This is a genomic window from Streptomyces sp. CNT360, assembly GCF_000424785.1.
Genome location: NZ_AUKO01000012.1, coordinates 255,938 through 281,313 on the forward strand (window position 1 = coordinate 255,938; position 25,376 = coordinate 281,313).

Annotated in this window: 19 protein-coding genes and 1 tRNA gene; 15 read left to right on the plus strand and 5 right to left on the minus strand. The window is 70.9% G+C overall.

Going from position 1 to position 25,376, the window contains the following annotated elements:
- Nucleotides 1-119: 119 nt before the first annotated feature.
- The 9 genes from H297_RS0114155 (at nt 120) to H297_RS0114195 (ending at nt 8,706) form a co-directional block, all read left to right on the plus strand.
- The gene (locus H297_RS0114155; protein WP_027737600.1) at nt 120-1,241 is read left to right on the plus strand and encodes an inositol-3-phosphate synthase; all 1,122 of its coding nucleotides are present in this window, start codon (nt 120-122) and stop codon (nt 1,239-1,241) included.
- Nucleotides 1,238-2,326 (plus strand): UbiA family prenyltransferase, encoded by a 1,089-nt coding sequence (locus H297_RS0114160; protein WP_027737601.1) that lies wholly within the window; start codon nt 1,238-1,240, stop codon nt 2,324-2,326. The genes H297_RS0114155 and H297_RS0114160 overlap by 4 nt, the downstream gene beginning before the upstream one ends.
- The gene (locus H297_RS36280; protein WP_037794070.1) at nt 2,323-3,237 is read left to right on the plus strand and encodes a sugar phosphate isomerase/epimerase family protein; all 915 of its coding nucleotides are present in this window, start codon (nt 2,323-2,325) and stop codon (nt 3,235-3,237) included. The genes H297_RS0114160 and H297_RS36280 overlap by 4 nt, the downstream gene beginning before the upstream one ends.
- Complete coding sequence (locus H297_RS36285; RefSeq protein ID WP_051351815.1) at nt 3,231-3,920, plus strand: EboA domain-containing protein; 690 nt, start codon at nt 3,231-3,233, stop codon at nt 3,918-3,920. Before H297_RS36280 ends, H297_RS36285 begins: the two co-directional genes overlap by 7 nt.
- 36 nt (nt 3,921-3,956) lie before the next feature.
- Nucleotides 3,957-4,835 (plus strand): TatD family hydrolase, encoded by an 879-nt coding sequence (locus tag H297_RS0114175; RefSeq protein WP_027737602.1) that lies wholly within the window; start codon nt 3,957-3,959, stop codon nt 4,833-4,835.
- A 13-nt stretch (nt 4,836-4,848) separates the two neighbouring features.
- Entirely contained in the window at nt 4,849-6,030 is a 1,182-nt protein-coding gene (eboE, locus tag H297_RS0114180; RefSeq protein ID WP_027737603.1) for a metabolite traffic protein EboE, read from the plus strand.
- Nucleotides 6,027-7,421 carry an alkaline phosphatase family protein gene (locus H297_RS0114185; RefSeq protein ID WP_027737604.1) on the plus strand — a complete coding sequence of 465 codons (1,395 nt, stop codon included), beginning with the start codon at nt 6,027-6,029 and terminating at the stop codon, nt 7,419-7,421. Before eboE ends, H297_RS0114185 begins: the two co-directional genes overlap by 4 nt.
- Nucleotides 7,418-8,485: a sugar phosphate isomerase/epimerase family protein gene (locus H297_RS0114190; protein ID WP_027737605.1), complete on the plus strand. Its 1,068-nt coding sequence runs from the start codon at nt 7,418-7,420 to the stop codon at nt 8,483-8,485. The genes H297_RS0114185 and H297_RS0114190 overlap by 4 nt, the downstream gene beginning before the upstream one ends.
- A 133-nt stretch (nt 8,486-8,618) precedes the next feature.
- Nucleotides 8,619-8,706: transfer RNA gene (locus H297_RS0114195), tRNA-Leu, on the plus strand.
- A 610-nt stretch (nt 8,707-9,316) separates the two neighbouring features.
- Here the strand turns inward: H297_RS0114195 and H297_RS41565 are convergent.
- Nucleotides 9,317-9,715, minus strand: a complete 399-nt coding sequence (locus H297_RS41565; RefSeq protein ID WP_078514045.1) for an RHS repeat-associated core domain-containing protein — start codon at nt 9,713-9,715, stop codon at nt 9,317-9,319.
- Between the two features lie 32 nt (nt 9,716-9,747).
- On the opposite strand from H297_RS41565, the gene H297_RS43225 reads away from it, so the two are divergent.
- Entirely contained in the window at nt 9,748-10,197 is a 450-nt protein-coding gene (locus H297_RS43225; RefSeq protein WP_158693676.1) for a hypothetical protein, read from the plus strand.
- Between the two features lie 297 nt (nt 10,198-10,494).
- Here the strand turns inward: H297_RS43225 and H297_RS0114200 are convergent, their stop codons facing one another.
- The gene (locus H297_RS0114200) at nt 10,495-13,707 is read right to left on the minus strand and encodes an RHS repeat-associated core domain-containing protein (RefSeq protein WP_078514047.1); all 3,213 of its coding nucleotides are present in this window, start codon (nt 13,705-13,707) and stop codon (nt 10,495-10,497) included.
- A 498-nt stretch (nt 13,708-14,205) separates the two neighbouring features.
- Between H297_RS0114200 and H297_RS36290 the strand changes: the two genes are divergently transcribed.
- Both H297_RS36290 and H297_RS0114210 read left to right on the plus strand, forming a co-directional pair.
- Complete coding sequence (locus H297_RS36290; RefSeq protein ID WP_051351816.1) at nt 14,206-14,511, plus strand: hypothetical protein; 306 nt, start codon at nt 14,206-14,208, stop codon at nt 14,509-14,511.
- A gap of 312 nt (nt 14,512-14,823) precedes the next feature.
- Nucleotides 14,824-15,528, plus strand: coding sequence for a DUF2470 domain-containing protein (locus H297_RS0114210; protein WP_027737607.1), 705 nt, complete (start codon nt 14,824-14,826; stop codon nt 15,526-15,528).
- 100 nt (nt 15,529-15,628) lie between these two features.
- Here the strand turns inward: H297_RS0114210 and H297_RS0114215 are convergent, their stop codons facing one another.
- Nucleotides 15,629-16,900: an alpha/beta hydrolase-fold protein gene (locus H297_RS0114215; RefSeq protein ID WP_027737608.1), complete on the minus strand. Its 1,272-nt coding sequence runs from the start codon at nt 16,898-16,900 to the stop codon at nt 15,629-15,631.
- A gap of 77 nt (nt 16,901-16,977) precedes the next feature.
- Between H297_RS0114215 and H297_RS36295 the strand changes: the two genes are divergently transcribed.
- Both H297_RS36295 and H297_RS36300 read left to right on the plus strand, forming a co-directional pair.
- A complete protein-coding gene (locus tag H297_RS36295) occupies nt 16,978-18,126 on the plus strand; it encodes a glycosyltransferase (protein WP_051351817.1) in 1,149 nt (382 codons plus the stop codon).
- A 7-nt stretch (nt 18,127-18,133) separates the two neighbouring features.
- Nucleotides 18,134-21,925, plus strand: coding sequence for an ABC transporter ATP-binding protein (locus tag H297_RS36300; RefSeq protein WP_064744819.1), 3,792 nt, complete (start codon nt 18,134-18,136; stop codon nt 21,923-21,925).
- 80 nt (nt 21,926-22,005) lie between these two features.
- Here H297_RS36300 and H297_RS0114230 read toward each other — a convergent pair whose 3' ends face one another.
- The gene (locus tag H297_RS0114230) at nt 22,006-23,097 is read right to left on the minus strand and encodes an iron chelate uptake ABC transporter family permease subunit (protein WP_078514049.1); all 1,092 of its coding nucleotides are present in this window, start codon (nt 23,095-23,097) and stop codon (nt 22,006-22,008) included.
- Nucleotides 23,094-24,143 carry an iron chelate uptake ABC transporter family permease subunit gene (locus H297_RS0114235; protein ID WP_051351818.1) on the minus strand — a complete coding sequence of 350 codons (1,050 nt, stop codon included), beginning with the start codon at nt 24,141-24,143 and terminating at the stop codon, nt 23,094-23,096. Before H297_RS0114235 ends, H297_RS0114230 begins: the two co-directional genes overlap by 4 nt.
- 134 nt (nt 24,144-24,277) lie before the next feature.
- On the opposite strand from H297_RS0114235, the gene H297_RS0114240 reads away from it, so the two are divergent.
- Nucleotides 24,278-25,264, plus strand: a complete 987-nt coding sequence (locus H297_RS0114240; RefSeq protein ID WP_027737611.1) for an ABC transporter substrate-binding protein — start codon at nt 24,278-24,280, stop codon at nt 25,262-25,264.
- The last annotated feature ends 112 nt before the right edge of the window (nt 25,265-25,376 follow it).

Consider the following 25,376-nt stretch of genomic DNA (forward strand, 5'->3'; position numbering starts at 1 on the left):
GCGCGCCCTCCCGGAGCCCCGTCCTGCGGGGCCCCGGGACCGTACCCAGCCGGCTCCGGCCCACCACAGCACCGCAAAGCACCCGGCACGCACAGCGGCCCGGCACCAGGGAGGACACCGTGAGCACACCACCCCGTACGGGCATCTGGCTCATAGGGGCCAGGGGCTCCGTCGCCACCACCACCGTCACCGGCGCCGCGGCACTCGCCGCGAAGCTCCACCCGCCCACCGGCCTGGTCACGGAAACCCCCGCCTTCGCCGACGCCGCCCTCCCGCCCCTGGACTCCCTCGTCTTCGGCGGCCACGACACGACCAGTTGCCCCCTCCCCAAGCGGGCGGAGGCCCTCGCCGAAGCCGGAGTCGTGCCGCACGGCCTCCCCTCGGCGCTCGGCGCCGAACTGGCGGCGGCGGACTCCGCCGTCCGTCCCGGCACCTCGGCGGCCGACCGGAGCACCGAGGACGCCGTCGTCGCGGCCTGCGCGCGCGACATCACCGACTTCACCCGAGCCCACGGCCTGGCCCGCACCGTCGTCGTCAACGTGGCCAGCACCGAACCCCACCCCCCGGACCCAGAGGACCCGCTCCCGGCCAGCTCCCTGTATGCGGCGGCTGCGCTGCGCGCGGGCTGCCCGTACGTCAACTTCACCCCGTCCACCGGGCTGCACCACCCCCGCCTGGCCCAAGTCGCCCGCACCGCCGAGGTGCCCTACGCGGGTCGCGACGGCAAGACGGGCCAGACCCTGCTGCGCTCGGTCCTCGCGCCGATGTTCGCCCAGCGGGCCCTGACCGTGCGGGGCTGGTCCGGCACCAACCTCCTCGGCGGCGGTGACGGCGCCGCCCTCGCCGACCCGGCCGCGGCGGCGGCCAAGAACGCGGGCAAGGCCCGCGTGCTGAGCGACACCCTCGGCACCCTCCCCGAGGGGGAGGTGCACATCGACGACGTCCCGGCCATGGGCGACTGGAAGACCGCCTGGGACCACATCGCCTTCGACGGTTTCCTCGGCTCCCGCATGATCCTCCAGACCATCTGGCAGGGCTGCGACTCCGCCCTCGCCGCGCCCCTCGTGCTGGACCTCGCCCGGCTGCTGGCACGCGCCGACGAGACCGGGCTGACCGGCCCCGTGCGGGGGCTGGGCTTCTACTTCAAGGACCCGGACAACGGCCCGGCCGATCTGCCGGGACAGTGGCAGGCACTGCGCGCCCTGGCCGCCCGGCTGGCCACGACGCGAGGCACCGCATGACGGGGCGGGCCGCCGCCTGGGCGCAACTCCTGCGCGTCTCCGCCCTGTTCACCGTCCCCGGCGACGCCCTTGCCGGAGCCCTCGCGGCCGGCCGCGCACCCGGCCGGGGCACGGCACTGGCCGCCGGGTGCTCGCTGTGCCTGTACGAGGCGGGCATGGCCCTCAACGACTGGGCCGACCGGGAGGAGGACGCCCGCGAACGCCCCGAACGCCCCCTGCCCGCCGGCCGCATCCGCCCCGCGGCGGCCCTCGCGGCCGCAGGAGCCCTGACCGCGGCCGGGCTCACCTTCGCCGCCCGCGCCGGCCGCCTCCCCCTGACGACGGCCACCGCACTGGCCGCCACCGTCTGGGCCTACGACCTGCGCCTGGCCCGCACCCCGGCAGGCCCCGCCACGATGGCGACGGCCCGTTTCCTCGACGTCCTGCTGGGAGCGGTGTGCGCCACCGCTCCGGCTGCGGCCTCCCCGACCGTCTCCACCACGTCACCGGTGGCCGCATCTGTCCGAGCGCTCGTCGCGGCGTGCGGTACGGCTTCCGCCCGGCCGCCCGAGGCGGCAACCGGTGCGGCTTCGGCGGGGGCGCTCGCGGCGGTGTCCGGTGAGGGGCCTGCGGTGTCGAGGGGGGCGTTCGTGGGTGACGGAGGCAGGGACCGGCGGCGGGACGGCGCCCCGTCCGCGCTCGGCGCGGCAGCGTTGATGGCCGGGCACACCCTGGCCGTGACCGCCGTCTCGCGCCGGGAGGCGGAGGGCGGAGCGCCCGGGGTGCCGCTCGCGGCCCTCGGGGCGGTGGGGGCCGTCGCAGCGTGGACCGCGCGGCACCGCACCCCCGCGGCGGTGACCGCGAGCGCCGTGTACGCCGCAACCGCCGCCCGGCCCCTCCTGCACGCAGCCCTCAACCCCTCGCCGCCGCTGCTGCAACGGGCAGTGGGTGGCGGAATCCGGGCCATGATCCCGCTCCAGGCCGCACTGGCCGCCCGCGCGGCAGGCGACGGGCGCGGCGGCGCGGGGCCAGTGGTGCCGGTCGCCGCCCTGTTGGGCCTGCTGCCCCTCGCCCGTCGCCTGTCCCGAAAGGTCAGCCCCACATGACACCGGCACACCCGCCGCAGGCCCGGCCCGCCCCGGCGCTGCGGTACGCGTACGGCACCAACGGCCTGGCCGACCTGCGGCTCGACGACGCGCTGGGCCTCCTCGCCGACCTCGGCTACAGCGGCGTCGGACTGACGCTCGACCACATGCACCTGGACCCCACGGCCCCCGGCCTGGCGGCCCGCACCGCACGGGTGGGCCGCGCCCTGCGGCGGCACGGGCTGACGGTCACCGTCGAGACGGGGGCGCGGTACGTGCTCGACCCGCGCCGCAAGCACCACCCCACGCTGCTCGACCCGGACGCCGAGGCCCGCGCGGCCCGCACCGAACTGCTGCTCAAAGCGGTGCGGGTCGCCGCCGACCTGGGAGCGCACGCCGTGCACTGCTTCAGCGGAACCCTCCCGGAGAGCGCCGCGCCCCAGGAGGGCTGGGCACGGCTCGCGGACGGTATCGGCTCGGTGCTCGACGCGGCACAGGCGGCGGGGGTGCCGGTGGCTGTGGAGCCGGAACCCGGTCACCTGCTGGCCGATCTGGCGGGCTTCCACCGGTTGCGCTCGGCGCTCGGCAGCCCCGCACTGCTCGGCCTCACCCTCGATGTCGGACACTGCCAGTGCCTGGAGCCGGAGGAACCGGCCGCCTGCGTCCGGGCGGCGGCACCCTGGCTGCGGCACGTACAGATCGAGGACATGCGGCGCGGCGTGCACGAACACCTGCCGTTCGGCGCCGGGGAGATCGACTTCCCGCCCGTGCTGGCGGCGCTGCGCGAAGCCGGCTACGACGGGCTGGTCACCGTCGAGCTGCCCCGCGACTCGCACGCGGGACCCGAACGGGCCGCCGACTCGCTGGCGTTCCTGACCGCCGCCGAGGCCCGGGCGGCCACGGCCGCACCCCGGGAGGGAGCCTCGTGCTGACCCCGCTCGCCTCGCTCCGTACCGGCCTGGAGCTGCGCCTGACGGCCGACTCCCGCGCCTGGCTGCGGCAGGCGCTCTCCGAGGCCGCCGACGGAACCCGGCCGGAGGCGGAGCGCCGACTGCCGCCGTGGGAGCGCCACTTCGCCACCGCTGGCCGCAGGTGCCATGCGGCGGGGGAGCAGCCCCGCACACCGGACGACCTCGTCGACACCGCCCGGATCCTCGTCCTGCACGCGGCCGCCCCCGGAGCCGACGCCCTGGCCCGCGTGTACGACCACGGGTCGGCCGACGAACGGCGGGCGCTGCTGCTGGCGCTGCCGCACCTCGACCCGGCGCCGGACCCCGCCCGGGCCCTCGCCCTGGTCGAGGACGCGCTGCGCACCAACGACACCCGGCTGATCGCCGCCGCGCTCGGCCCGTACGCCGCCGCCCACCTGGAGGCACACCAGTGGCGACAGGCGATCCTCAAGTGCCTGTTCACCGGGGTGCCGCTGGCCGTCGTCGCCGGGCTCGGCCACCGTGCGGCCGGCGACGGTGAACTCGCCCGGATGCTGGAGGACTACGCGCGCGAGCGCACCGCCGCGGGCCGCACCGTTCCCGACGACCTCGGGCACGTGCTGCGCCTCGCCCGGTTCGAGAGCACCCCACCGCCGCCAGCTCCCCCTCCCGCCCCCGAGCCGTAGCCGGTACCGGCCCCCAGCACGAGGAGCGTGACACCCATGCCGTCCCCGTCCCCTTCCCCGGCCCGCCGCATCTTCGACCCGCACATCCACATGACCTCCCGCACCACCGACGACTACGCAGCGATGTACGCGGCGGGGGTCCGCGCCCTGGTCGAGCCCGCCTTCTGGCTCGGCCAGCCCCGCACCTCCCCGGCCACGTTCTACGACTACTTCGACGGCCTGCTGGGCTGGGAGCCGTTCCGCGCCGCCCAGTACGGCATCGCGCACCACTGCACACTCGCCCTCAACCCGAAGGAGGCCAACGACCCGCGCTGCCTCCCGGTGCTGGAGGAGCTGCCCCGCTACCTCCTCAAGGACAAGGTGGTGGCCGTCGGCGAGATCGGCTACGACGCGATGACACCGGCCGAGGACACCGCGCTCGCCGCCCAGCTCGACCTGGCCCGCACCCACGAACTGCCCGCACTGGTCCACACCCCGCACCGGGACAAGGCCGCCGGGCTGGCCCGCACCCTGGACGTGCTGCGCGAGTCCGGGCTGCCGCCCGAGCGCGTCGTCCTGGACCACCTCAACGAGACGACGGTCGGCCCGGCCGCCGACAGCGGCTGCTGGCTCGGCTTCTCCATCTACCCCGACACCAAGATGGACCCCGATCGGATGGTGCGCATCCTGCGGGTGCACGGCACCGAACGGGTACTGGTCAACTCCGCGGCCGACTGGGGCAGAAGCGACCCGCTCAAGACCGCGCACGTCGCCGAGGCCATGCGCGCCGCCGGGTTCGACGAGGACGACGTCGACCAGGTGCTGTGGCGCAACCCGGTGGCCTTCTACGGCCTAAGCGGGCGCCTGAGCCTCGACGTCGTACCCCCCGACGCGCAGGTCTTCGAGGGCAACTCCATCCTGCGCGGCGGAGAGTGAGGAGAGCGCGGCCATGCGATTCCGGCACCCCGACGGCTCCACCGTCCACCTCGCCTACTGCACCAACGTGCACGCGGCCGAGCAGCTCGACGGCGTACTGGCCCAGCTGACCGAGTACGCCGAACCGGTACGGCGCCGGCTGCACCGCGACCGGCTCGGCATCGGCCTGTGGCTGGCCCGCGACGCCGCCCGCACCCTCACCGACGACCCGGCCGCCGTGCGGCGGCTGCGCTCCGGCCTGGAGCACGCCGGCCTGGAGGTCGTCACCCTCAACGGGTTCCCCTACCAGGGCTTCGGCGACGAACGCGTCAAGTACCGCGTCTACCGCCCCGACTGGACCGAGGACGCCCGCCTGGACCACACCACCGACCTCGCCCGCCTGCTGGCCGCCCTCCTCCCCGGCGACGTGCACGAGGGCAGCATCTCCACCCTGCCGCTCGCCTGGCGCACCGGCTTCGACGCCGAGGCCCGGCGCCGGGCACTCACCCGGCTGCACACCCTCGCCGCACGGCTGGACGCACTGGAGGAGCTGACCGGCCGCTCCGTCCGCGTCGGACTGGAACCAGAACCCGGCTGCACCGTGGAGACCAGCGCCGACGCCGTCGCCGCGCTGACCGGTCAGGACGGCCCGCCCGCCGACCGGATCGGGGTCTGCGTGGACACCTGCCACCTGGCGACCGCCTTCGAGGACCCGGCCAAGGCGCTGGCGGCGCTGCAGGAGGCGGGGCTGCCCGTCGTCAAGGCCCAGCTCTCCGCCGCCCTGCACGCCGAACACCCCGAGCGGCCCGAGGTCCGCGCGGCCCTCGCCGAGTTCGCCGAGCCCCGGTTCCTGCACCAGACGCGGGCGCTGACCCCCGCGGGCGCGCTGCGCGCCACCGACGACCTCGACCGCGCCCTGGCCCCCGGTGCCCTGCCCGCCCACGGCCCCTGGCGCTCCCACTTCCACGTGCCGCTGCACGCCCCGCTCGCCGAGCCGCTGCGGGCCACCACCGACGTACTCCGCGAATCGCTCGCCCACCTCGTCGGCGGCCCCACCCCGCTGACCCGGCACCTGGAGGTGGAGACCTACACCTGGCAGGCCCTCCCGCCGGGGCTGCGGCCCACCACCCGGGGCCGGCTCGCGGACGGGCTGGCCGCCGAACTGGCCACGGCCCGCGACCTCCTCCTCGACCTCGGTCTCACGGAGCTGCCATGAGCACCCCGCTTCTCGTCCTCGATGTGGTCGGCCTCACCCCCGCGCTGCTGGCCCACATGCCCCACCTGCGCTCGCTGGCCCAGGAGGGCTCCTGCCGACCGCTGCGCACCGTGCTGCCCGCGGTCACCTGCGCCGCCCAGTCCACGTTCCTGACCGGCGAACTCCCCGCCGGGCACGGCATCGTCGGCAACGGCTGGTACTTCCGGGAACTCGGCGACGTGCTGCTGTGGCGGCAGCACAACGCCCTGGTCGGCGGGGAGAAGCTGTGGCACGCGGCACGCGCCCGGCGACCCGGGTACACGGTGGCCAACATCTGCTGGTGGTACGCGATGGGAGCCGACGTCGACTGGACCGTCACCCCGCGGCCCGTCTACTACGCCGACGGCCGCAAGGAGCCCGACTGCTACACCCGCCCCGTGGACCTGCACGACGAACTGGTGGCGGAACTGGGCGACTTCCCGCTGTTCACCTTCTGGGGCCCCGGCGCCGACCTCACCTCCTCGGAGTGGATCATCGGTGCCACCCGGCACCTCCTGCGCACCCGACACCCCGATCTGGCCCTGGCCTACATCCCCCACCTCGACTACGACCTGCAGCGCCACGGCCCCGACGACCCCCGCTCCCACCGCGCCGCCGCCGACGTGGACGCCGCCCTCGCCCCGCTGCTGGCCGACGCCCGTGCCGAGGGCCGCACCGTCGTCGCCCTCTCCGAGTACGGCATCACCCGGGTACGCCGGCACGTGGACATCAACCGCGTACTGCGGCGGGCCGGGCTGCTGGAGGTCCACACCCAGGACGGCATGGAGTACCTCGACCCGTGGACGTCCCGCGCGTTCGCCGTCGCCGACCACCAGCTCGCCCACGTCTACGTCCGCGACCCCGCCGACCTGCCCGCCACTCGCGAGGCGCTGACCGGGGTACCGGGCCTGGACGTCCTGCTTGATGAGACGGGCAAGAAGGAGGCCGGGCTCGACCACCCGCGCTCCGGCGAACTGGTCGCCGTCGCGGAGCCCGACGCCTGGTTCACCTACTACTACTGGCTCGACGACCGCCGGGCGCCCGACTTCGCCCGACTCGTGGAGATCCACCGCAAGCCCGGCTACGACCCCGTCGAGCTGTTCATGGACCCGCACGACCCGTACGTCAAGCTGCGCGCCGCCGCCGCGCTGGCCCGCAAGAAGGCCGGCATGCGGTACCGCATGGCCGTCGTGCCCCTCGACCCGTCCCCGATCCGCGGCAGCCACGGCCGGCTGCCGGACCGCACCGAGGACGGCCCCCTCCTCCTCTGCTCCCGCCCCGGCGCGCTCGGAGCGGAGGCGCAGGACGACCCCTTCCCCGCCACCGACGTCAAACGCCTGCTGCTCGACCTCGCATTGGGAGATGCCTCATGACGCACAGATCCGCCCACCTCTCCGGCCCCGGCCACCCCGAACTGGACCGCACGCTGCGCCGCCGCGGCTTCCTCGGCGTCGCCGCGGGCGCCACGGCCGCCGCGCTGCTCACCACCCCGCAAGCTGCGGCCGCCGAGTCCGCCCCCGCCACGGCCACCCGGCACGGACACCACCCGATCGTCCCGCGCGGCAAGCTCGGCATCCAGCTCTACACCGTCCGCGACCAGATCGAGAAGCTCGGCTTCGCCACGGTCTTCCGCGAACTGGAGCGCTACGGCTACGACTCCGTCGAATTCGCCGGCTACACGCAGGGCACCGGCGACCTCACACTGCGGCAGCTGCGGCGCCTGATGCGGGAGCACGGGCTGCGCGGCATCGGCAGCCACGTCGGCTACTACTCGGACAACCCCGACGACTACACCTTCGCCACCCAACTGGAGAAGGTCGTCGACGACGCCGCCGCGCTGGGCCTCCCGCACGTCGGGACGGCCGCCAGCCCCGACCGCTACGGCCGCACCGTGGACGGCTGGAAGCGGGCCGCCGAGGACTTCAACACCTACGGGGCGGCGGCCCGCGAACGCGGCCTGAAGTTCTACCAGCACAACCACCAGACGGAGTTCGGCTTCGCCGAGGACCGGCCGGACGTGCGGCTCTACGACGTCCTCCTCGCCGAGACCGACCCCGAGCTGGTCTTCCTGGAGATGGACATCTACTGGGCCTACGCCGGCCAGTACCGCTTCAGCACCCGCCCCGACGGCACCCCGGCCCCCTTCGAGCCGATCGACTACGTGCTCGCCGCCCCGCACCGCTACCCGCTCTTCCACGTCAAGGACGGCGAACACGACGAGGCGAACGAGGACGGCTACCGCATGGTCGATGTCGGCGACGGCGACCTCGACTACGAGCGCTTCGTCGCCACCGTGCTGCGCCGGCACCACGGCCACGGACGCGCCGACCACCACTGGCTGATGGAACGCGACGACGCCGTCGACCCGGCCGCCAACCCCGCCGGCTCCCTCACCTCGGCCCGCCGCTCCGCCGCGTACCTGCGCGGCAGGCGGTAACTCCGCGGCACCGGATCCTGGCGAATGGTGCATACCGGCACTATTCGCCAGGAAACCCTGGTGAGAAGCACCCTCAACCCTTGGTATCGTTACGGGCGTCGCCACGACAGCCGAGCTGACGTGGCACGACCCGGTCCGGGTGGCGGAATGGTAGACGCGCTAGCTTGAGGTGCTAGTGCCCTTTATCGGGCGTGGGGGTTCGAGTCCCCCCTCGGACACCACCTTTCTCCTCCGATCTGCGATCTCGCGGTCTGGAGCCCCTGCTCCTGCCCGACTGCGCGGCCAACGCGCCAACGATCTTGCTTCAAGCTCTTGCAACGGCCGGCGAGAAGGGCCTCGTGCCCAGCGGGCGGAGTGGCCCCAGTGGTCTGCGCGCTGGCAGAAGGCACAGGGTGGCCGAGCTCGTATCGTGCGAAGGCCAAGCGGGTGTCGGCAAGGGGCGCGGTGGCAGTGGCCCGTGATGCGCAGTGATCGCTTCGCGGGTCGCTGTGATGTCTCGTGGCTAGCGCTCGTGATGCGCCAACCTCACTCTGTGGATCGTCACGCCGGCCAGCCCGATGCTTCCGTTGATTTTTCTCGGCAAGTTGATTCCCTCCCCACGGGCGTCGGAAGCAATCGCAAATGGTGCTGTAGTTACGAGGAGAGCTGCCACTTCGTCTTCATTTTCAAGTATGTCTCTCGATTCTTGATCGGATCCAATACGGCGGAACATGGCGCGGTTGCGGCGTCGGAGTGAATACCGGCGCCGCAGCACGGTTTTGCAATTCACTGATGAATCTGCTGGATTGGTTAGCCTGTCACAAATCCGGGTTGTCTCGCGTCAGTTGGCTATTACCTCACCACCGCTGTATCCGATGGTTCCCCTCCCACCGCGCAACTTACTCCGACCGCCGCGGCACTCCCTGTCTGACCATCAAGAGTTGTGACTGCGGTGGTAATTACATTGTGGGTTACCGCGGTGACTCCGCTTTCGCGCCCGCTGGCAACCGCAAAGATCTTAATGCCTTCACTCAGCACATCCGAGATGACATCGGGCCCGAACAGCCCGGTGGCGGCGATGTGGTTGATGGGGTCTCCTTCGGCATGGGGGTAGGGGTTCTTTTCCTGGCCGCTGGGACCGAGTTGGGTGAAGCGGCTGATGCATGGGTCGTAGTAGCGGGCGCGCATGTGGTAGATAGCTGTGGGCTCCTGGTAGGAAACGAGCAGGTAACCCGGGATGACAGGGATCATGCACAGGAAATCCCTTGGGTATCACCTCAGAGGTGACTTCTGAAATCACGCTTAACGTATTTATACACCATGTAGCCCGAGAGGCCCAAGATAACGACACCCAGGCCAATATAGAGAACTTTTTGGGTTCCGCCCTCCAGGGCACCCTCGAAGATTGCAGCGAAACCAATAACCAGGAGAACGATATTGAATATGATGAAAGCGCGCTCACGATGGTTAATCTGGATTTTCCTTTCTTTCCTCATGCATCTGTCGCACTGACTGCTGTCGGCGCCGCACTTCGGAACCGACAGCAGTCAGTGATCTCAAAGATGCCGGAATGGCTTTCGCGGCTACCCGACGGGGGCTTCGTCGCAGTTCTCTGCAACAAAGATGCCCGCGGTGCACGAAGCACCTCCCGCCGATGCGCGGGTCGTAGTAGCGCTGGGACCGAGTTGGGTGAAGCGGCTGATGCGGGATCCGTAGGAGCGCACTCTCGCTGACGCATAGCTGATCCGGCCCCGCATATGTGCCCGTCATGCATGTGCTCTCGGGGCCCAGAGTAACTCGAATCTGGACCCCGAAAGTCGGACTGTTACTTTCTGCGTCGATTCCTGGCGTACAGCGAAAGCTGCATGACAAATACTAGGGTGCTAATCGAGCCAAGCGTCAGGGGGACGAGAACACGCGAGGTTCCGAACTCGCCGCTACCGGAAACTCCAGGGATGGCCCAGCTAAGCATTCCGACAGCAGTAAGAAGGGACCCCAACATTGCCCAGGCCAAACCCTTTTGCTCTTCTCTAGAAGCACTCATTCACGATTCCTCCAGCACTGTATACCAGAGATGGAATTGAGGTCTCAAACCCCACCACAGCAGCCCATGTGGAAGCCCCTCCGGTGAGAGGAGTTGTGAAAAGGCCGATCGTGGAAGCCGCTGCGCCACCTGCCGAAAAGATGCCCATCACCACGTTCTCACTGCACGAGGCAAGGCCTGTCGGGTCGATCCGGTTGACGGGGTCGCCTTCGGCGTAGAGGTAGGGGTTCTTTTCCTGGCCGCTGGGGTCGGGTTGGGTGAAGCGGCCGATGCGTGGGTCGTAGTAGCGGGCGCCCATGTGGAACATGGCCGTGGGGTCCTGGTAGGTGCCGGCGAAGCGGTAGGGCTGGCCTTTGCCGTTGTCCTCGGTGGCTTCGGTGACGCCGCGGGGGCTGTAGTAGTACGAGGCGGTCTTCTTGCCCGACTCGTCGACCATGGCCACGGTGGAGCCGAGTGCGTCGGTGAGGTAGTAGTAGCTCTTTCCGTCCCTGGTCACGGAGTTGAGTGTGCCCTCGGCTTCGCGGACGAAGCCTGTGTCCTGTCCGCTGGTGCTGGTGGCGGAGAGGCCGAGTGGACCGTGGTGGAAGTAGGTGTCGCCGACCTTGACGCGTTCACTGTTGTCGGTGGAGGCGTACTGGCCGTCGTAGGTCTTGCCGTTCACTGTGGTTGAGGTGAGCTGGGAGAACTCCGACCAGGTGCTCTTGGTGCGGGCGGTCTCCAGTGTGGGTGCGCCGGCGGTTTCGTTGCCGGCCTTGTCGTAGGACCAGCCCGTGGTGTCGTCGTTCTTCTGGATCAGTTCGGAGGCGTCGTTGTACTTGTAGGTGGTGCCGCGGGGGCAGCCTTCGGTGATGCCTTGGGAGGTGAGGTTGCCGGCGCCGTCGTAGCAGTACTGCCAGGAGTTGTTGGTGGTCGTGCCCTTGGTTTCCTTCGCGTAGGAGAAGCGTCCGGCGCTGTCGTAGGTGTGGCTGCGCTTCAGATCTTTGACCGCGTCGGTGACGGTGCGGAACTTCGTGCCGTCGACGGTTTTACCGCCCGAGGTGTAGCTGTAGGTGTAGGCCAGATCGACCAGGGTCGTGTCGCCGTTGGTGGCTTTGATCTTCGTCGGGCGGCTGGACTCGTCCAGCGTGACAGTCTGCTGGGTGCCGCCGGGGTAGGTGGTGGAGGTGCGCTTGTCGTTGTTGTCGTACCCGAACGTGGTCTTCTTCCCGCCGGGGGCCGTCAAGGCGGTGAGGCGGTTGGCTTCGTCGTAGCGGTACTGGGTTGTGCCGCCGGGATCTTCGTAGGTGTCGACGTTGCCGTCGGCGGTATAGGTCAGCACCGTCTGGGAGCCGTCCTGGAGAGTGCGGACGGTCTCGCGGGAGAGGGGGTCGAAGGCGTACTTGACCACACCGGTGCTGTCGTCGCGCTGGCGCAGGTTGCCGTCGCCGTCGTAGTGGTAGGCCACCGACTTCGAGGGGCCCGTGACCTTGGTGATGCGGTCACGTTCGTCATAGGCGTAGGTGAGCTTGGTGCCGCGGCCGTCGGTAACGGTGGCGGGGCGGCCCTTCTCGTCATAGGTGTAGCTGGTCTGCCCCAGGGGGGAGGGCGGGGTGGCCTTGGTCAGGTTGCCGTGGCCGTCGTAGGAGAACGTCGTCTCCTTGCCCCGCTCGTCCTTGACCGAGCACACCTGGCCCTCGAAGCCCCCGCAGGCCGGGTCGGCCTCGTTGTAGTCGGTGGTGCGTTTGCCGCCTCCGTCGCCGGAGACGGCGACGGAGGCGGTGTTGCCCTTGGTGTCGTAGGAGAACTTCGTCTCCTCCCCGTCGGGCCTCTTCAGCGTGCCGGGCAGATCCGCGCCCGCGATGGTCTGGTAGCCGGTCAGGGAGCTGGTGGCGCCGGTGGGCAGCTTGGCCGAGGTCGGGTTGTTGCGCCCGTCCCACCCGTAGGCGGTCACGTTGCCGGGGTCGCCGCCGGTGCCCATGGCGTCGGTGGCGGTGGCCAGATTGCGGTTGGCGTCATAGGTACGCGAACGGCTGTGGCCGAGCGGGTCGGTGACCTTGGCGACCTCACCGTCCGCATCGTGCTCGTACTTCGTCTCGTTCCCGAGCGGATCACGCACGGTGGTGGTGCCGGCTTTGTCCGGGGCGTCGGCGCTGTAGCGGTAGCGGTAGGTCGGACCCGTGTGGCCGTCGCCGTTGAAGCCGGTGGCGCGCAGCATGGAGGTGAGGCGGTTGTGGTCGTCGTAGGTGAAGACCGTCACCCGCCCCTCGGAAGTGGTGATCTTCGTCAGACGGCGGGAGGAGTCGTAGCCGAAGACGGTGGCCTTGCCCTCGGTATCCGTCGTCTTGGCCAGATCCCCGGCCGAGTTGAGGTCGAAGACGGCGGTACGGCCGGTGTGGTCCCTGGCCTGCCACTGCGACGCATCGGTCCTGACCAGGTCGACCCAGCGCCCCGAGCGCTTGTCGGTGAGCTTGAAGCCCTTGTTCTCACCGCCCTCGTCGTGCTGGGCCACGGTGATCTCCCCGTGGTTCTTGTCGGTGACCTTCGTCAGGCTGCCGTGCTCGTTGTAGGTGTCCTTCACCCCCGACGTGCGGTCGGTGAGCGTGTAGGTCCCGTCCGCGTTCTTCTTCAGGTCCTTGGAGTAGCCCTTGGGCGTGGTGTAGGAGTCGCCGTCCTTGGCGAAACGGAGGCTCTCCCCGGTCTTGTCGTAGAGGACGACCTCATCACCGGCCAGGTGCAGGTAGCGCTCATACCCCTGCCACCAGCGCTGGGAGACCCTCCCCCACGGGGCATCCAGCGAGTTGTAGGTACGAGAGAGCTGCAACCGCTGCCCCACACCGGCGATGTCGAAGTCGGTGGCAGCCAGCATCAGGTTGCCGGTCGAGTAGTTGACCCGCGCCACCAGCGCATCCGTGACCCGGAAATCGGATATCTCATGCCAGGGCACCTCACCCTGCCCCTCCGGCACCACCTCCGATGCGGCAGCCCCGGTCTTTCCTGCCTTCGTGCCCGCGGTGGCCTCCGACGGCCTACCGGCGCGTTCCTTCTGCGCCTGGCGCCAGGCCGCCACCTCCGCAGACGGCTCGGCCTCCTTCTTGTTGGCGGCCGGTTTGGTCTCCCCCACCTTCACCGGCGGAACCTCGGCATCCGGGCTGCCCTGGCCCCACGCCGAAGTCGGCGCCTCCTTCGCCGGGGCTGCGGCGTGCGCGGCGGCCGGAAGCATGGCCGCACCGGTAGCCGTGACCGCCAGCACGGCCAGCGCGGCAGTGACGGTGCGTCTGGAATGTGAGCGGGCACGCCAAGTGGACGTGCCAGAAGCACGGTTGCGCATCTTCCCCCCTCGGAAGAACCCGCCGGTCACCCTGACCGGCAGCGGCTGCACGCTTTCACATCGTCACCGCACAAACCCATAGGGTGCACACTCCCCATCCGGAAATTCTTGCTCACCGGCAAGAAAACAAGTGAGACCGATACCAATACGCCAACATCTCGCCCTACCGGCACACCCCTGACGCCAGGACAAGAGTCCATGTACGAATGCCCGCGAGGAGCCCTGTCCCGGACCGTGTCCACCCAACCGGAGACCGCTGACAAAAGTTGTCATGCGGCAAGCACAACCTTCCGCAGTCGGACGTAGTCGGAAAGTCGAGTTCACCGCCGTTCGGTGCCGCCACAGCAGACCGGCGGTCACGGACTCAGCCAGAGGCCGAGGGAGACACCGTTGCCGCCACCTCGCACCAACCACCTGACCCCCGTCACCAACACCACAGGCCGCCTGCTGTGCTGGAGCCTGGGCGGCGCCATGCTCGTCAACACAGCTCAGGCCGTTGCCCATCCGGACCTGCTCTGGTGGCGCGCCCTGTGGATCGGCCTGTGGGCGCTCACCGCCCTCCTCCTTCTCGTCTGGGCGGCCCTGCGCACCTTGGAGAAGGATCGTTTTCGGCAGGAGACCGCAGCAGGTGGTCACGGAATGCCGACCGACACCGTGTGGCCGGATGACGGAGGTGGCTACGACCAGGCCGCGTGATGTGCGGACTCCGCCGTACTGCGCGTGCTGGGGCGGCGCGTGACACCTGTACCGCAACCTGGCAACTTCGTCGCCGTCAGTAGCGGAGTCGGCGTTCGCCGTCCTCACCGAATACGTCAACCGCACGACCCCGAAGCGGCAAGAGAAGCGTTGGCACTCCCGAGCCGTGGACGGGAAGACCTGCGACGGCGCTTGCGTGTCCGGGGGTGATCCACCGGCTCCCGCTGCCCCCGACGGTGCCCGCCACTGCCCGCTCGGCTGGCTTAGGTTAGGCTTACCTAAGTAGTTGCCCTCGGGTTCAGGAGTGTCCGCATGCGTCTTCGTCATGCCCGTGCCACCGCACCGACAGCCGCGGAGCGGGTGCGTTCCGTCCTGGCCACCGCCCATTCGCTGACGGCGGTGAGCGACGGTACCCGCGCCGAAGTACGACGTCTCGACGGTGAGAAGGTGCTCGGCCACTTCCACCTGCACGCACCGGGGGAGGGTGTGGAACCGCCGGGTGGCCGACGGGTGCCGGTGCGGCTGGAACTCACGGATGTTGCCCCCACGCCCGTCCGTGACCGGGTGCGTGCCCGGGTGACCCTGACGGGACTGCTGGCCGCCCCGTACGACCCCAGGTCCCAGGAGAGCGTCTGCATGGAGTTCGGGCAGGCCGTGCTGGAGGACGGCAGCGGGCGCAGGTATGTGACGCTGCGGGAGCTGGAGGTGGCCGAGCCCGATCCCGTCGCGCCGGGTGAGGCGAGCATGCTCACCCATCTCCTCGACGACCACCCCGAGTTCGTCTCGCTCTTCCTGCGTCTCGTGCGGCCTCGTCCGGACACCGGGGTCGTGCGGGCGCTCCCGGTCGGGATCGACCGCTACGGCATCGTTCTCCGTCTGGAGTACGCGCACTCCCACCGGGACGCCCGGGTGCCCTTCCGGACGCCGGTGAGCCATATCGACCGCCTGGGCCCCCAGATCCACTCGCTGCTCGCCGTCGCACGCCGTGCGGCCCACCCGGGCCGGCTGCTGACCTGAACCGGTGCACGGGCGCCCGGGATGCCACCGCGCACAGGAACGCGCGGTGGCATCCGGGCAGTGTGCGGAGGCTCCCCGGGAGGGGAGGCCCCCGGGTCGGTCAGTGTGGGGAGGTCGCGGCGTGTGGCGCTGCGGCGGTGGCGGTGAGGCCGCTCATGAGGGCGGAGGCCCAGCAGGAGTGGTCGTGGCCTCCCGTGTAGACGTGCAGTGCGGCGTCGAACCCGCGGGCCGTCAGGAGGCCGTGCAGCTTGCGCAGGTCGTCGACCATGCTTCCCTCGTTGCTGCCGACGTCCATGCGGATGGTGGTGTCGCTCGGCGGGGCCGCGGCTGCCTGCTCGTGCAGCCAGGTGTCACTGGCGGCCCCGGTGGTCTCGGGGCGCGCGGTCATGCCGGGCCGGAACCACGTGGAGGCCGAGTGGGCGAGCACCGTACCGAAGGTACCCGGTCGGCGCAGCGCCGTCGCCAGCGCGGTGAGGCCGCCCAGGCTCTGTCCGCACAGGATGGTGCGGCCGGGACCGGCCCAGCGGGGGAGCTGCGCGGTCATCGCGGGCACCAGTTCGTCGACGAGTGTGTCGATGAACCGTGTGTTGGCGCCGAGTTGCTGCATCCGCTGCGCGGGGTCGGAGCCCGCCTCGATGCCGACGACCGCCAGGGGCGGGACGGTGCCCTCGGCGAGGGCCGTGGTCACGGCGCGGGTGATGCCGTATCTGTCGAACCACTGCTCGCCGTCGAAGACGACGAGCAGGCCCAACTCCGTCGCCGGATCGGCGAGGTCCGGGACGAAGCGCCGTACGCGGTGGACGGTGCCGTCGCCGGCGGTGAAGTCGAACGCGTCGGTGCGGCCGCCCGGGGTGGTGTGCGGCGGTGCGAGCCATTCGCGGAGTCCGGGTGCGCCGTCCAGTTCGATCATCGACCCGAAGGGGCCGGTGGCGTGCCGGTTGAAGGGGTCCATCCGGTCGTCGGGCAGCGAGCGGGAGGAGCCGCTGCGGGGGCCGTCCGCGGTCAGATGGGGGTCGTCCGGGCCGAACGGATGGACGCGGTAGGTGCACCGCAGCCCCAAGGGGAGCCGCAGGCTGACGTACCAGAGGTCGGTGCCCTCCAGGCGGCGCATCATTCCCTGGCGCGCACGGTGCTTGTCGGTGACGCGATTGGCCAGTACGTAGACGCCGGAGACCGGCCTGTCCTCCCGCCACACCACCGTCACCAGTCGTTCCCCGGGGGCGCCGGGGACCGGTTCGACCAGCGGGGCGCCCCTGGTCGGCAGCGCCCGCCAGAAGTCCTCCACCGCCTCCTGGCCCCGGGCCCCGCGTTCCTCCAGGAGCCGCGCCAGCAGCGGGCTTTCGATCTGTGCGGACGTTGTCGCGTTGCTCAAGACGGCCTCGCCCTCTCCGAACGACTTGTGATAGCTACGTAGGTAAGCCTAACCTAAGTAACCAGCAGGGAGACGTCATGCGTGTGCTCTTCGTCGGGCCGCCGCTGTATGGATTGCTCTATCCCGTCCTGTCGTTGGCGCAGGCCTTCCGGACCGAGGGGCACGAGGTCGTGGTGGCCAGCGCCGGGGACTTCACCCGGCGCGTCGCCGAGGCCGGACTCGTCGGGTTCGACGCCGCGCCGGAGTTGGACTCCGAAGCCGAGTACCGCCAGGGGGAGAGCCGGCGCAAGCGGCTCAACCTCGGCACCAAGATGGGCAGGTTCTCCTTCTTCGGGGACGAGATGGCCGACGCCCTCGTCGATTTCGCCGGGCAGTGGCGCCCCGACCTGATCGTCTACCCGCCGCTGGGTGTCGCGGGCCCGTTGGTCGCGGCCAAGTACGACGTGCCCGTCGTCATGCAGACCGTCGGCTTCGGGCACCAGCGCTGGCACATCGAGGGCGTCACCCGGTCGATGGAGGACGCCTACGCCCGGCACGGGGTCGCCGGGCCCCCGGCCGACCTGCGGTGGGTGGACGTCGCCCCGCCGAGCATGCGCGTGCTCGACGAGCCCGACCTGTGGTCCATGCGGTACGTGCCCTTCAACGGGGGCACCGTGCTGGAGGACTGGTGGAGCCGGGACACCGGGCGCCCACGCATCGTCGTCAGCCTGGGCACGCTCAAGCCGATGGTGGACGGCATCGACCTGATCAAGTGGGTGGTCGAGTCCGCGCACGAGTCGGACGCCGAGTTCGTGCTGTCCCTGGGGGAGCACGGGCAGCGTGAGATCGACTCCCTGCCCGAGAACGTGCGGCTGGTCTCCTGGATCCCGATGGGGCCGCTGCTGGGCCGCGCCTCCGGGTTCATCCACCACGGCGGCGCCGGCAACACGCTGACCGCGCTGTCGGCCGGTGTTCCGCAGATCGTCTTCGGGCAGGGCGCGGACCGGCCGGTCAATGCCAAGACCGTCCAGGACCGGGGTTGCGGGTTCGTCCCCGGCGAGCAGGGGCTCGTCAGGGCGGACATCGACCGGCTGCTGACCGACACCTCCCTGCGGGTCGCCGCCACTCAGGTGCGTGCCGAGATGTGCGCCCAGGACCCGCCCACCGTCATCGCCCGCCGTCTGGCCCGGCTCGTCGCGTCCCCCGCGCACTCCGACCAGGCAGCCCCCGCACTCACCGAGGGCTGAGGAGAACATGCCGACTTCACCACTCCCCGCGACCGGCGGTGCCGGCTGGCTGCGCCGGCTGATGGGCCTGTGCCTGCGCCGTCGGCGGCTCATGACCGCGATCGTCCTCTCCTCCATCCTGAGCATCGTGTTGACGACGCTGGGCCCGTTGCTGACCAAGGACGGCATCAACCACGCGGTGGCCGGGAACAGCGACGGAATCGGCTGGGTGGCCGGCGGGCTCGTCCTGATCGCCGCCGTCGACTTCGTGGGCAACTACGTACGCCGCTTCACCGGCGGCAAACTCGCCCTCGACGTCCAGCACGGACTCCGCGAGGAGGTGTTCGCCAGCATTCAGCGGCTGGACGGCCCCGGTCAGGACAGGCTGCGCACCGGCCAGGTCATCTCCCGCACCAACAGCGACCTCCAGCAGCTCCAGCAGATGCTCACCATGCTGCCGGTGCCGCTGACGGTGGTGACCTACTACCTCTTCGGCGTCGTCGCGATGCTCTGGCTCTCGCCACGGCTGACCGCTGTGACCGTGGGCACGGTCATCGCCCTGGGCGCCGTCGCCCTGTGGACCAGACGCCGCGTCTTCGAGACCTCCGCCAAGGCGGCGAACGACGCGGCCGAGGTGACCGAGCATCTGAAGGAGACCATCGACGGCGTCCGCGTCGTCAAGGGCTTCGGCCAGGAGGAGCGCGAGATCCGCCGGCTCGACCGGGCCACCCGTGGCCTGTTCGGCCAGCGGATGCGGATGATGCGGGTGCATGCGGCGCCGGGGGCGACGATGCTCGCCCTCCCGGTCCTGGGGCAGATCGGGGTGCTGGTCTACGGCGGCAGCCTGGTCATGGACGGCTCGATCGACATCGGAACCTTCATCGCCTTCGCGGCGTACCTGACCATGCTGACCGGGCCGACCCGGGTGTTCGCCACCTACCTGGTGATCGCCCAGCGCACCCGGGCCTCGGCCGAGCGGATCTTCGAGCTGATCGACTCGCGCCCGGAGATCCGCGACGGTACGCAGGAGCTGCCCGACGGGCCCGCCGAACTCGCCTTCGAGAACGTCGGATTCGGTTACACGCACGACGAACCGGTCCTGCGGGACGTCTCCTTCCGCGTCGCCGCGGGGGAGACCGTGGCCGTCGTCGGACCGTCGGGATCGGGCAAGTCCACGCTGTCGCTGCTCATCCCGCGGTTCTACGACGCCACGTCCGGCGCCGTCACCCTCGGCACCGGCCAGGACCGCACCGACATCCGGAACCTGCGGCTGGAGTCCCTGCGCTCCCACGTCGGCGTCGTCTTCGAGGAGCCCTTCCTGTTCGCCCGCAGCGTGCGGGAGAACATCGCGTACGGGCACGAGGACGCCGACGACGAGGAGATCGTCGCCGCCGCCGAGGCGGCCGGCGCGCACGCCTTCATCAGCGCGCTGCCCGCCGGCTACGACACCGAGCTGACCGAGCGCGGACAGAACCTGTCCGGAGGCCAGCGGCAGCGACTCGCGCTCGCCCGCGCGCTGCTCAACCGACCGCCTGTGCTGATCGTCGACGATGCGACCTCCGCCGTGGACGCCACGACGGAGGCCGCCATCCACCGTGCGCTCGCGAGCTACATCGGCGGTGACCACGTCACCGTGCTCATCGCGCGCCGGCGCTCGACCCTGGAGCTGGCCGACCGCATCGTGGTGCTCGACGGCGGCCGTGTCGCCGACACCGGCACCTACTCCGAACTGGCCGAGCGCAGCGTGGTCTTCCAGGAACTGCTCGCGGGCGACACGGAGGACATCGACGCCCGTACCCCCCGCACCCCGGCCGAGCTGTGGACCGCACCTGCTGGTGGGGACACGGAGCGGCAGCAGGACGGCCCGCCGTCCCGGAGGGACCGGTTCGCCGAGATCCCGCCCAAGGCCGTCGCGGCAGGCGGCGGGGACTTCCCGCCCACCGTCCGGGCCATGTTGAGGCCGGTGCGCGGTCTGCTCGGCGTCGCCCTCGCCCTGATCGCCTTCGACGCGCTGGCACGGGTGCTCGTCCCGATCCTGCTGCAACGCGGCATCGACGACGGCATCACGCTCGGCTCGATGAGCACCGTGTGGGCCGTCGCCGGAATCTGTCTGCTGCTGTGCGCGGCCAACTGGTTCGGTTACACCTACCAGACGCTCACCAGTGCCCGCGCCTCGGAGTCGGTCCAGTGGTCGCTGCGGCTGCGCAGCTACCGGCACCTCCAGCGGCTCGGCCTGGACCACTACGAGAAGGAGAGCGCCGGCAGCCTGCTGACCAGGCTGACCGTCGACATCGACGCGCTGTCGAAGTTCCTCCAGCAGGGCATGGTGCAGGGGCTGGTCAGCGTGCTGACGATGGGCGGCATCGCGGTCGCGATGGTGGTCCTGGACTGGCGGCTGGCCCTGGCCGCGCTGGCGCCCTTCCCGGTGATCGCCCTGGTGACCCCGGTGTTCCGGCGGCTCAGCTCCGGCGCCTACAAGGAGGCGCGCGACCACCTGGGCAAGGTGAACAGCTCGTTGCGGGAGAACGTCGCCGGGTTGCGCATCGCGCAGTCCCACGGCAAGCAGCGCAGCACCGCCAAGCACTTCAGCGCCCTGTCCAACCTCAACCGGCTGATCCAGGTGAAGGGACAGCGCTACATCTCGCTGTACTTCCCGTTCCTGGCCTTCTGCTCGGAGCTGTCCATGGCACTGGTCGTGCTGGCCGGCGGATACCTGGTGGCCGGCGGCTCGGTGTCCGCCGGTGTGCTCGCGGCGTTCCTGCTGCTGCTCGGCCAGTTCTACGGGCCCATCCAGCAGCTGTCGACCATCTACGACTCCTACCTCCAGACCCGCACCAGCGTCCGGCAGGTCACCGAACTGCTGGCCACCGAACCGACCCAGCGCCCTGCCACCGACCCGGTGCCGGTTCCGGAGCGCTTCCGCGGTCACCTCGAACTGCGGGAGGCGACCTTCCGCTACGAGGGAGCGGCCGAGACCACCCTCGCCGTCCCGGACCTGACGCTGGAGGCGGGGCGCAGCGTCGCCGTCGTCGGCGCCACCGGGGCGGGCAAGTCGACCCTGGTGAAACTCCTCGCCCGCTTCTACGACCCGGCCTCGGGAACGGTACGGCTGGACGGTGTCGACATCCGCCGCTACGACCTTGCCGGGTACCGCAGGCGGATCGGTATCGTCCCGCAGGAGGCCCACCTGTTCGAGGGCGACATCGCGGAGAACATCCGCTACGGCCGCCCCGACGCGAGCGACGAAGAGGTCAGCGCGGCGGCGGACGCGGTGGGTGCGACGGCGAGCATCGCCCGGCTGCCGGGCGGGTTCCGGCACGCCGTACGCCAGGCCGGCGGCAACCTGTCGGCCAGCGAACGGCAGTTGATCGCGCTGGCCAGGGTCGCACTCGTCGACCCCGATGTGCTGCTGCTCGACGAGGCCACCGCGATGCTCGACTCGGGCACCGAGAGCGCCGTCCTCGACGGCATGTTCCAGGCCGCCAGGAACAAGACCGCCCTGCTGGTGGCCCACCGGCTGACCACGGCCGCCCGCTGCGACCGGGTCCTGGTCCTGGACGCCGGACGCCCGGTCGAGTACGGCACCCACGACGAACTCCTCGCCCAGGAGGGTGCCTACGCCCGGCTGTGGAACAGCGCGCAGAACGCGGCTCTGTCTTCGGCGTCTTCGGCGTCTTCGGCGTCTTCGGCGTCGTCCCCGGAAACCCCGGAGCACCCCGGGGACGACGCGGCGGCCGAGAGCGGCGGGGCCGGGTCCGAGGCCGGGGGCGCGTCGCGGGCCAGGTCCGGGAAGGGGGCGGAGGTCGGGTCGGTGACCTGATGCTGCCCCGCGCCCGGGCGGGCGGCACCGGGCCCCCGCGGTGAGGACACCGCGGGGGCCCGGTCGTCACGCGAGGCGGGTCACAGACGGTGGGCCCGGCGCTCCTGCAACAGAAGCCACGCCAGGTACAGGCCGCCGCCCACTCCCATCACCACGCCGACCGGCATCAGCGCCGAACCGGTCACCCGCTGGGTCACCAGGTCGGCGGTGGCGACCAGGACGGCCCCCATCCAGGCCGCGGGCAGCACATTCGGGCCCGGGGCCCGGGTGATACGGCGCGCCAACTGGGGCGCGGCCATGGCCAGAAACGGGATCGGGCCCGCCGCCGCCACGGCCATCGCCGTCAGCCCGGTGCCGGCGCCCAGCAGCACCAGGCGGCTGCGCTCCGCCGGCACGCCGAGCGCACCGGCCGTGTCGTCCCCCATCTCCAGCATGGACAGGCGGCGCGCGTGCGCCAGGACGACCGGGCCACAGAGGACGAGGCCCAGCGCGGCGATGCAGACCTCGCTCCAGCCGCGGTCGTTGAGGGACCCGATCATCCAGGTGGCGGCCTCCGCGGCCTTCCCGAGCTCCGCGCGGATGAACAGGAAACTGGTTGCCGCGCCGAGCACCGCCGACAGACCGATGCCGACGAGCACCAGCCGGTAACCGTGCACCCCGCGGCGCCACGCCAGCACGTACACCGCGATGGCTGTCGCGAAACCGCCCACCATGGCGCCGAGCGCCGTCTGCGGCGCCCCGGCGTTCAGGAAGATGATGGCCACCAGCGCGCCCGCCGAGGCACCGTTGCCGAACCCGATGATGTCCGGGCTGCCCAGCGGATTGCGGGTCAGCGACTGGAAGACGGCACCGGCCATCCCCGAGCCGAAGCCGACCAGCAGGGCCACCACGGCGCGTGGCAGCCGCAGGTCCAGCACGATGAAGTCGGCGCCGGGCGGGCCGTTCCCGGTGAACGTCTCCAGCACCTCCAGGGGGGACAGCTCGAAGGTGCCCGTGCCGACGGAGAAGACCACCACCACCGCGCCGATCAGGATCAACCCGAGGCACGTCAGAACGGCGCGCGGGTCGAAGCGGAGGGAGAAGCGGCCCGCACGTATCCGGCCGCCGCGCGGTTCGCAGCGCACCGGCGCCTTCGAGGGGCCCTGACCGGGCCTGTCCTTGAGCAGGCTCACAGCTGGGCCACCTTCCGCCGGCGTACGAGATGGACGAAGAGCAGTCCGCCCAGGAACGAGGTCACGATGTCGACCTCGATCTCGGACGGCGCCACCACGATGCGGCCGATCACATCGGACACGAGCATCAGCGTGGGGGCGAACAGGGCGCAGTAGGGCAGCATCCACCGGGGGTCGGGGCCGGTGAACGCGCGGACCGCGTGCGGGATCATGAGGCCGACGAAGCTGATCGGACCGCACACGGCGGTCGCGCTGCCGCACAGCAGCGTGATGGCCACGATGGACAGGACGCGCGTGCGGGTCACCGCGGAGCCGAGGGCGCGGGCGTGGTCCTCACCCAGGGACAGCGCGCCGAGCGGCCGGGCGAGCCCGAACGCCAGCAGTGTGCCCGCGATCAGCAACGGCAGGGTGAACAGCAGCAGGTCCGGGTCGCGTTTGTCGAGTGTCCCGACGGACCAGTGGCGCATCGCGTCCAGAGCGCTCAGGTCCCACAGTTGCAGCCCGTTCACATAGCCGAAGAGGGCCGCGTTGAGGGCGGTTCCGGCCAGTGCGAGCCGGACCGGGGTGGCTGAGCGGGTGCCGCCCAGCGCGTGCACGGCGACGGCGGCCACCGCCGCGCCCAGCAGCGCGAACCACAGGTATCCGGTGACCGAGGTGATGCCGAACACGCCGATGGCGGTGATCACGGCGGCGGAGGCGCCTGCGTTCACCCCGAGCAGTCCGGGGTCGGCGAGCGGATTGCGGGTGAGGACCTGCATCACGCCGCCGGCGAGACCGAGCGCCGTGCCCACGGCGATCCCGATGAGGGTGCGCGGCAACCGCAGTTCCCGCACGATGTTGTCGAACCGTGACCCGTCAGGGGCGAACAGGCCCGACCACACGTGGGGGAGCGGTACGTGTTCGGTGCCCACGGCGAGCGACAACAGGGCCGACGCGATCAGCAGCACCACTCCCAGCAGCAGGCCGGTGGAGCGCGGTGGCCGACGGCGCCTGGGGGGCGGGAGGTGCTGCGTTCCCCCGGGATGAAGCTGCACATCAGTGGACATGCGGTTAGCTTAGGCTAACCTAAATGAAGCACGCCCGGTGCTGGTCCTGCCGGACGTCGAGGCCGTCGGGGCGCAGTCGGCATGCGCCCCCGGCCTCGCCCTTTCACCGCCCAGAACCAAGGAGCCCTCTTCCCATGTCCTCCATCAGATCCTCTCGCCGCGCCGCCCTGCTCTCCTGCACCGCCGCGGTCACCGGAGCCCTGCTCCTGAGCGCCTGCGGCAGCGACAGTGGCGAGGGGAAAGACGGTGCGGGAAAGGGCGATTCCGGCGGTACCCGGCGGATAACCGACGCCAAGGGCCGGAGCGTCAAGGTGCCCGACGCGCCCAAGAAGGTCGTGACGCTCAGCGAGCCCACGCTCGACGCCTCGCTGGCGCTCGGGGTCGAGCCGGTCGGCGCCACCGCGGGCCGCGGCCAGAAGGGTGTGTCCAGCTACCTCGCCGACAAGGCGGGTTCCTGCAAGGTCGTCGCGACCGTCGCCGAGGCCGACATGGAGAAGCTCGCGGCGCTCCAGCCCGACCTGATCCTGCTCGACGAGACCACCGGTGCGAAGAAGACCGTCGACAAGCTCCAGGAGATCGCGCCGACCGTCGTCACCGCGAAGCTCAACGAGGACTGGAAGAAGTCGTTCACCGACACCGCCGACGCCCTCAACAAGAAGCCGGACGCCGACAAGTGGCTCAAGGACTTCGATGCGCAGGTCGCCGGCGCCAGGAAGAAGCTCGGCGACAACGCCGGGAAGTCGGTCTCGGTGATCCGCTGGCAGGACGGGGCGCCCTCCGTCGTCGGCAAGGGCGACGGTGTGGTCGCCTCCACCCTCGAAGCGCTCGGGATGAGCCGGCCCGCGGACCAGCGGGGCGCGAGCACCGGACACAGCGAGCCGGTCTCCCTGGAGAAGCTCGACACCATCGACGGCGACTGGCTGGTGTTCGGGACGCTCGGTGACAAGGCCGACGGCGAGAAGGCGTACGGCGAGGCGAAGAAGGCCACGAACTTCAACAAGCTGAAGGCGGAGAAGAGCAAGCACGTGGTGGTCGTCGAGGGCTCCGCGTGGAACAGCGCCGGAGGCCCGCTCTCCGCCCAGGTCGTCCTGGACGACCTGGAGAAGGCCCTGACCGAGTAACGCCGCCGGGGCCCGCTCATGTCGAGCTCCTGCCCCACTGTCACGATCCGGCCGGCGGTCTCCGGGCCCGGTGGGACGACGGCGGGACGGACGGTCGCCGCAACGTCTCGGC

Bases quoted from the DNA above. Each gene is read 5' to 3' on its own strand.
- H297_RS36280 (WP_037794070.1), top strand. From the start codon at position 2,323: ATGACACCGGCACACCCGCCGCAGGCCCGGCCCGCCCCGGCGCTGCGG.
- H297_RS0114200 (WP_078514047.1), bottom strand. From the start codon at position 13,707: ATGCTTCCGGCCGCCGCGCACGCCGCAGCCCCGGCGAAGGAGGCGCCG.
- H297_RS36300 (WP_064744819.1), top strand. From the start codon at position 18,134: ATGCCGACTTCACCACTCCCCGCGACCGGCGGTGCCGGCTGGCTGCGC.
- H297_RS0114175 (WP_027737602.1), top strand. From the start codon at position 3,957: ATGCCGTCCCCGTCCCCTTCCCCGGCCCGCCGCATCTTCGACCCGCAC.
- H297_RS36295 (WP_051351817.1), top strand. From the start codon at position 16,978: ATGCGTGTGCTCTTCGTCGGGCCGCCGCTGTATGGATTGCTCTATCCC.
- eboE (WP_027737603.1), top strand. From the start codon at position 4,849: ATGCGATTCCGGCACCCCGACGGCTCCACCGTCCACCTCGCCTACTGC.
- H297_RS0114190 (WP_027737605.1), top strand. From the start codon at position 7,418: ATGACGCACAGATCCGCCCACCTCTCCGGCCCCGGCCACCCCGAACTG.
- H297_RS0114160 (WP_027737601.1), top strand. From the start codon at position 1,238: ATGACGGGGCGGGCCGCCGCCTGGGCGCAACTCCTGCGCGTCTCCGCC.
- H297_RS41565 (WP_078514045.1), bottom strand. From the start codon at position 9,715: ATGATCCCTGTCATCCCGGGTTACCTGCTCGTTTCCTACCAGGAGCCC.
- H297_RS0114185 (WP_027737604.1), top strand. From the start codon at position 6,027: ATGAGCACCCCGCTTCTCGTCCTCGATGTGGTCGGCCTCACCCCCGCG.
- H297_RS0114240 (WP_027737611.1), top strand. From the start codon at position 24,278: ATGTCCTCCATCAGATCCTCTCGCCGCGCCGCCCTGCTCTCCTGCACC.
- H297_RS0114235 (WP_051351818.1), bottom strand. From the start codon at position 24,143: ATGTCCACTGATGTGCAGCTTCATCCCGGGGGAACGCAGCACCTCCCG.
- H297_RS0114210 (WP_027737607.1), top strand. From the start codon at position 14,824: ATGCGTCTTCGTCATGCCCGTGCCACCGCACCGACAGCCGCGGAGCGG.